The following is a 396-nucleotide window of genomic DNA, read 5'->3' on the forward strand; positions in this document are numbered from 1 at the left end:
GCGCTATCCGGCCTCGCATGGCTGCGTGCGCATGCCCGCCGCCTTCGCCAAAGAGCTCTACGCGCTATCCGGCCTCGCATGGCTGCGTGCGCATGCCCGCCGCCTTCGCCAAAGAGCTCTGCAAGATGACGGATCTCAGCGTTCCTGTTATCATCAGCAATGCGGCCGTCGTGCCCGAGCCGATCGACCACCCGTCGCTGTTCCGCCCGAACGCACCGGAACCGGCGCTGCTGCTTTCCGACGTCCAGCTACGCCCATCCATCGGCAGCACCGACGGCGAGCCAGTGCAGCTGGCCATGAACACCGTGTCTGCATCGCTGATCCCGCCAACGGCAGCGCCCGCTGAAAACCTTGAGCCGATCCGCATCCTGATCACCCGCCGCGCCCAGCGGGAAT

Annotated in this window: 1 protein-coding gene; it reads left to right on the forward strand. The window is 66.4% G+C overall.

The features are described from left to right. Positions 1–92: 92 nt before the first annotated feature. Positions 93–396: hypothetical protein (locus tag AC1DIX_RS28100; RefSeq protein WP_477328659.1), on the forward strand; the 304-nt coding region annotated here is incomplete at its 3' end.

It is taken from the genome of Massilia sp. 05N420, from assembly GCF_056397205.1.